Annotated in this window: 5 protein-coding genes and 1 pseudogene; 2 read left to right on the plus strand and 4 right to left on the minus strand. The window is 50.5% G+C overall.

Annotated features, from left to right (window positions below):
• Together PPL9_RS33770 and PPL9_RS25755 are read left to right on the plus strand one after the other, a co-directional pair.
• A pseudogene (locus tag PPL9_RS33770) lies at window positions 1-264 on the plus strand (branched-chain amino acid ABC transporter permease); the annotation flags it as partial.
• Window positions 264-1,217: a branched-chain amino acid ABC transporter permease gene (locus PPL9_RS25755; protein WP_057465364.1), complete on the plus strand. Its 954-nt coding sequence runs from the start codon at window positions 264-266 to the stop codon at window positions 1,215-1,217. The pseudogene PPL9_RS33770 and the gene PPL9_RS25755, both read left to right, overlap by 1 nt.
• 51 nt (window positions 1,218-1,268) lie before the next feature.
• Here PPL9_RS25755 and PPL9_RS25760 read toward each other — a convergent pair whose 3' ends face one another.
• From PPL9_RS25760 to PPL9_RS25775, 4 genes are all read right to left on the minus strand, one after another.
• A complete protein-coding gene (locus tag PPL9_RS25760) occupies window positions 1,269-3,461 on the minus strand; it encodes a VIT and VWA domain-containing protein (protein ID WP_057465365.1) in 2,193 nt (730 codons plus the stop codon).
• Window positions 3,462-3,480: 19 nt separating this feature from the next.
• Entirely contained in the window at window positions 3,481-4,941 is a 1,461-nt protein-coding gene (gene xrtT, locus PPL9_RS25765) for an exosortase T (RefSeq protein WP_057465366.1), read from the minus strand.
• 181 nt (window positions 4,942-5,122) lie between these two features.
• On the minus strand, window positions 5,123-5,449 hold the full coding sequence (locus PPL9_RS25770) for a DUF1330 domain-containing protein (RefSeq protein ID WP_057465367.1): 327 nt from the start codon (window positions 5,447-5,449) through the stop codon (window positions 5,123-5,125).
• Between the two features lie 39 nt (window positions 5,450-5,488).
• A partial coding sequence (locus PPL9_RS25775; RefSeq protein ID WP_057465368.1) for a DMT family transporter occupies window positions 5,489-6,329 on the minus strand: 841 nt, incomplete at its 5' end.

Consider the following 6,329-nt stretch of genomic DNA (forward strand, 5'->3'; position numbering starts at 1 on the left):
GGGTTGGATACGGACATCCATACAAACCTGGGTTGGAACTTGCTGTTACCTATGTTTGCAGCAGCTTTGTTGGGCGGAATTGGCCGCCCCTTAGGAGCTATGCTGGGAGGCTTGATAATCGGCGTTGCAGAAGAGATTTGTACGTTCCCGATTATGGAAATAGAGATCATCTCGCCCAGTTATAAGAGCGCAATTGCCTTTATCATCATGTTGGCGCTGTTGTTGTTCCGTCCGCAAGGCCTACTAAAAGGAAGGGTACTTTGATGGAACTCACAGGTCTGTTCTTCTATTTCGTTTCCTTCCTTACCATGGCTGGCATTTATGCCGTGATTTGCCTGGCGCTTAACATCCAATGGGGGTTTGGCGGCCTGTTTAATGCCGGGATTGCTGGCTTTTACGCTATCGGCGCATACTCAGCGGCTATTATCACGTCCACGGCAGCATCAAACAATGTTGGGGGATTACAGCAACCCATTTTTGTAGGTATGGCCGTTGCAGCTGTCATTGCAGGTCTTGTCGGCTGGGGCATTGCACGGCTTTGCGTTTCTCTCAAAAGCGATTACCTCGCCATGGCAACAATTGGAATTGCAGAGATCATCCGACTTGTCATCGTAAATGAGGAGTGGTTGACCAACGGGAGTTTGGGAGTTTCCAACATCCCGCGTCCCTTTGAAGGGATGTTCAAAGGGCAAACAGCCGAGATCGTCTTTGTTCTTTTCGTTTGGATAATTGTATTGCTGACTTATTTCATTTCTCAGCGCCTCCACAAAAGTCCGTGGGGCCGGGTTTTACGGGCGATCCGCGACAATGAAGACGCAGCTGAATCCATCGGCAAGGACACTCACTCTTTCCGCACGCAAACGTTTGTGATTGGTGCCATATTTATGGCGTTGGCTGGCGCGTTGAGTGCGCACTATTTCAAGTACTTCAGCCCAGACGCAACTGAGCCAATCCTGATAACATTTCTTGCCTGGGTGATGTTGATAGCAGGAGGAAGTGGAAACAACAAAGGGGCTATCGCGGGAGCGCTGATCGTTTGGGCGATCTGGTCAATGACAGAGATCCTAACAGGCTTCCTCCCCTCCGAGTGGGCAACCCGATCCTCCTACATGCGCATGCTGCTTATTGGCCTATTCCTGCAGTTCGTTCTGCAACGATATCGCTCTGGCTTGCTACCAGAAAGAGCGCCAAAACTGGACAAGTTGAGACGCTCTTAGCTTGCTGGAGGTAGAAGACGTCATATTCTGCTATGAGCCCCGGATTACAGCTCAGTCCAACCACCAACCATCGCGGCGGAGTTTATAAGGCAGTGAGCGATCCAGGCCCTCCAGAGGAATGGAGCGTTGACCTGTTCGAGTAATGGAGCAACGTATTGTCCGAACCATGCTGACAAGGTTTTGGCGAAAGCGCGCGACAAGACCCATAATCACGATCAAGAGCCCCATAATCCCTTCTGGTTCTGGCGCTGAACTTCCACTGAGGTTTGGATAGGCTTTTGTCGTTACCCCGGAAACTTGCGGCAGTGGGACCGACGCTGAAACTGCGTTTTCTGGGTCATGATTTACGAAGGCCTCAGAAACCGCAATGAACGAAGTGAAGCGGGTTTGCAGGGAATGATCCAGACCAAGCTTAATAATCTCGTTTTTTAAGGCCTGATTTGAACTGCCTCCAATCGTATATGCTCGATTTTTTGCAAAGATCTGCTCACGCGCCCAGATGATTGGAAGCGCTTTCTTTTCTGGGCTTTGTTGCTGAGTTTTCCCTGACAGGTCAATCTCCAGCGGCATCCGAGCTGCCTTTCCATTCACTAAGCCACTTATGAAAATGGTGTGCTTTCCACTTTTTTGATAGCGCCCCAGAACTCGAAGTGCGCGCCCTTCGAACAGGTCTGGCAGCTTTGTCGGGCTTTGCTCTTCAACTTCTAATCCGTTCCAATCAATTGAGACATCGGTCAGCACAGGCGTTTTTAAGTCTTTTGCAAAGGCCTCTGCAGTCTCATGGAAGCTCTCGTCAGCCCCAACGTAGCGTGCATATCCCCGTCCCTCCGTAGCCAGCGCCTCAAGCAGGAAGCGATTGACGGACGAACCCACTCCAAACGCATAAAGACGTGCATTTCCAATGCGATTGGCAACTGTTTGGATTACTTTGCGCTCATTGCCTATGTAGCCGTCTGTCAGGAAAACAACGATGCGTGTTGTGTCTTTAGGTTGTTGCGTACCAAACGCAGCTTTGAGCGCTGCATTCAGTTCTGTACCGCCACCAGCATAAAGACCGGAGACATACTCAAGCCCTGCCTGTTTGTTATGCTCGCTTGCAATTAAGGACTGCTCCTCAAATGCAGTTGTCTCATTTGCAAACCGAAGGATCCGAAAGTAATCATCAGGGCGTAGATTATTAATCGCGGCACGCATAAAGGCTTTGCTTGCAGCGATCGGAGCGCCCCCCATAGAGCCGGAGGTGTCTAACACAAACACCAGCTCTCTTTTACCAATAGTCGCTTCAGCCGGAACTTTAGGAGGCTCGATGAGCAACGAAAAGAAGCCCCCTTTTTCTTCCTCGTAGTAACTGTCGATACCGGCAGTAACACTCGTCTCAGCGGCCAGTTCGTAACGCAAGACAAAGTCTTTATTGTCAACCTCCTTAGCTTTCTCAAAGGTCGCCTGTTTTTTGGTTTCATCTCCGGAGATGCTCAACTTATGTGTTGAGCTCCAAAGGCCGGATATAGGCAGAGCTACAGTCATGGACATATCCAGGGAGACCCGCCGACTATCGATAGCCTCGGATGTTGAAACGCCTAACACCTGAGGATATGTCGGTAGCCGATCAATTTCCCAGCCGGAAACGACGTCCACATCATCACTGCCAGACATCGCATCTGGCTTGCCCTGCTGGGCGGGCTCGGTTGCTCCTTCGTATCGCGGCCCAACCACCATGGGAACAACCAGTTCATAAGCCCCATCCACTTTCGGCACGGACTGCACATATTGCAGGTGCACGGTCACTGACTTACCCGGCATCAAGTTGGCGATATCCTGGGTGAACATGTTTGGTCGGTGCTGTGTCAGCAGAGATGCTGCTTTACCCTCTGCCTTCGCTTGCTTGAATACGGCATTAGCTTCTTGTTTTTCTTTGATTTGCGCGACGATCCGCTGCCCTTCCAACTCCATTTCCATCGCATGCACGGCAGCTTTCTGATTTAGGGGAAACAGATATGTTGCATGGAGCGGCACATCATTAGGATTGAGGAATGTCTGTGAAAGCGTAACCTGGGCGATATCTCCAACCACATCCACATCGTAGTGCGCAGAGAGCAAAGGCAACTCGGCCTGTTGTCCATTTAACATGGCGACAATTGTGCCCGCCTTCTTTCCCAGTGGGTCTGGCTGCTCGGCACCAGCATCGAAGCTCGTGCTGACTACAAAAATCAAAAGCAAAGAGAGAAAGCGCGTTGTCTCAAACATCAAGAATATCCTCTAAATTTTAGGTCCTGGGGAAATCAAAGGCAGCAAAAACCGCGGCCTCAAACTGGTTTTGGTTGGAAAGAGCAGCCTGCCATGGTGAAACGCGCTGAATGCTGGTCCAAGAGAGCGACGGGTTTTGCAACCAAATCCAGATCGCTTCGGCCACGTTGTTGGTGACATGCCCGTCATCAGAGAAAAAAGAGACGGAGACCTGCCATTGCTGGCCGTTTTCTGCAGTGGCCCGATACAGCGCTGAAGGCATTGCCTCAAAACGAGACCCAAGAAACTCGACCCGGTAGCCCAGACCGCGCAAGCAGTCATCCGGCGCATGAAGATGGCGAAGCGGGGAGCTGGTATGCACAAGAGTAAGCGCATGCTCTCCATAGCGCTTTTTGACTGCATACCCTCCATACTCTTCGAGATACTGTTGCTCGACAGGAAGTAATGGGATGTCCTGCCCGGACTCCCCATTCAAAAATAAAGGCAAAACAGGGAGTGTAGTTGCTCTCGCCACATCAACAGCCTGTCGGGGCAGGCTGACAACAACAACAGCAAGACCAACAAAGGCGAGAGCCAGATACTTTTGAAGTGACTTAGGCAGCTCTTGACCTTCATCCGCATGAGAAGAAGCAACGAACATGCGTGCCTTAGGCCGATACAGCCTCAGGATTGGCAGAAGGGTGAGAGCAAGAGTGATGTACCCAATCACGCTGTGCCATGGTTCCATCATCACGTTTACATCAAAGAACCAATGCGGATAGGCGATGCCGAGCGCTAATGTGCTGATGCGGAGAGAGTTGCCTAAGATGCTGAGAACGAGCGTAATACCGACCCAAAGCAGAGCGACACTTAAGCGTGGGCGATAGATGGCATTCAACACCACAATAAATGCCAAGCTGAGCATAAGGCTGGACGTGCCAGAACAAGGCAAATCAACCAGTACGTCTTTGCCTTCAAGTGTCAGCCGCACACCATTGCAGGAAAGGTTCTCAGTGACACCGCTGAGAAGAAAACAAGACGCGTCAGCTGACAGTTCCTGCAAAGGGTAACCCAATAGCCTTTGAACAATCCGCTCAACAGGCAGGGAGAACAGGAAAAGCGCAGAGAGCCAGAAGGGAGAGAGTGCACGCTTGCGTTCCCCTACCCTCAAAAGCGTAGTAATGGCGAAGATATCAAAAGCCAGAGCCAACCCGCCAATAACATTGATTGCAAACACCTGACTGATTAGGCGAATGAAAGCGGAAGCCACAAGAAGCAAAGCTGCAGTTTGGCGGTGATGATTAGCGGAATGATCCACGGAGCTCGACAGCGACCAAAGCAATAAGCCCGCGACTGCGACCAGATAGACAGCGCCAGAGGATGAATAAGAGGGATCAAACCATGTTCGCACCAGCCATAGCGCAGGTTCAAAAGCCAGAATGGCGGAGGCGAGCCCAAACCCAAAAGCTGTCACGCGATGATTTGCAAGAGTCTTTGTCATGCAAACCGTTATGCCAACCTGATTTGCAGACCCTACTCACCATCTGTGCAGATTTTCAGCATTTCAACCAGCCAAAGGCACAAGCCTGTCGCAGCCTTTCTTCTCTGCAGCGCGTTTTATGATCTTCCTGTTTCTCTGAGGATAGCTTTGGGGGAAGATACTGGGCCAGATGTGCTGGGTTTTAGCCTTGAAAAGCAGGCAACACGACTATTGTGGATGCATTGGGGTCGGTCACTGAGTGACGGATTTTCTTGTATGGTTGATATTCTGGATCATTGTACCAGGCATCAAAGACAGCGCGGTTGGCAAACTTCAGAATTAAGGTGTTCTCTTTCTGGTAGGTCCCTTCAATGACATCAGGGTGCTGAGAAACGGCAATCCGTTCGACACCATGACGGGCGCTAATCGATCCGAGATGGGCTGAGTAGTCATTGAAGTAGCGGTCAACATCATGAATGCTCAGTTGAACAATGGCGTAGACAGCTGTGTTTTCTTCTTTCTGTGTCATCTGGTAACTCCTCGGATTAAAGGGGATGTAACAAACTCTTCAGCGGGTGGATTTAAGTGCACTCATCACCACAATTGTCAGACCAACGCCGACGGTAGCGAGGCCGCCCCATTGAATGACTGATGGTGTTTCACCGGTTAGGGGAACTCCGATAATCAATGCAAAAACAGGAACTAAAGCAGGAAACATGGCAGCTTGGGCTGCACCCAATATTTGGACTGATTTAGCAAATGCAATCATAGCAACAACGCCAGACAGAACACCTTGCACAATGAGCTGGGTCACCAGAATGTGTGCTGACTGCGCAGTGAAAACATCAACACCACGAGAGCTGAGATAGATTGGCCCAACGGTCAAAAGTCCTGCGATTGAAACAACTGTAGTCACATCGAGCGCGTTCAGTTTCCAGTGCTGCTGCAACACACTAAAGCCAGCCCAAAGCATTCCTGCGACAATGAAAAATGTATCACCAATGAAAATCTCAAGAGAACTGGTCATGGCAGCGGGACCAGCAATGAGAGCAAGACCAATAAGTTTTATCAGTGTCCCAAATATGCGCTGCAGGCCAAGTTGTTCACTCAGGAAAATACGAGCAAGCAAAAACCCGCCAAGCATCATGGAGGCCGGCACAATAACGGCACCGTGCGTCAATGGTGCATAAATATAGCCGCCTACACCGAGCAACACGAAGGGAGGTCCTAACAGGACAGACACAACAGCTGCTTGTAAGAGGGAGATGCGCTTGAGGGGATTACGTCGCACGATCAAAAGAAACAGCAGCATGAGCGGGCCTGCCACAATATAACGAAGAAATGCGATATCAAACCCATCAAGGCCTGCGGTAACGCCGACACGCGAGAGTGAGAGATACGCTCCCCAG

It is taken from the genome of Pseudovibrio sp. POLY-S9, assembly GCF_001431305.1.
Lineage (GTDB): Bacteria > Pseudomonadota > Alphaproteobacteria > Rhizobiales > Stappiaceae > Pseudovibrio.

Bases quoted from the DNA above. Each gene is read 5' to 3' on its own strand.
- xrtT (WP_057465366.1), bottom strand. From the start codon at position 4,941: ATGACAAAGACTCTTGCAAATCATCGCGTGACAGCTTTTGGGTTTGGG.
- PPL9_RS25770 (WP_057465367.1), bottom strand. From the start codon at position 5,449: ATGACACAGAAAGAAGAAAACACAGCTGTCTACGCCATTGTTCAACTG.
- PPL9_RS25755 (WP_057465364.1), top strand. From the start codon at position 264: ATGGAACTCACAGGTCTGTTCTTCTATTTCGTTTCCTTCCTTACCATG.
- PPL9_RS25760 (WP_057465365.1), bottom strand. From the start codon at position 3,461: ATGTTTGAGACAACGCGCTTTCTCTCTTTGCTTTTGATTTTTGTAGTC.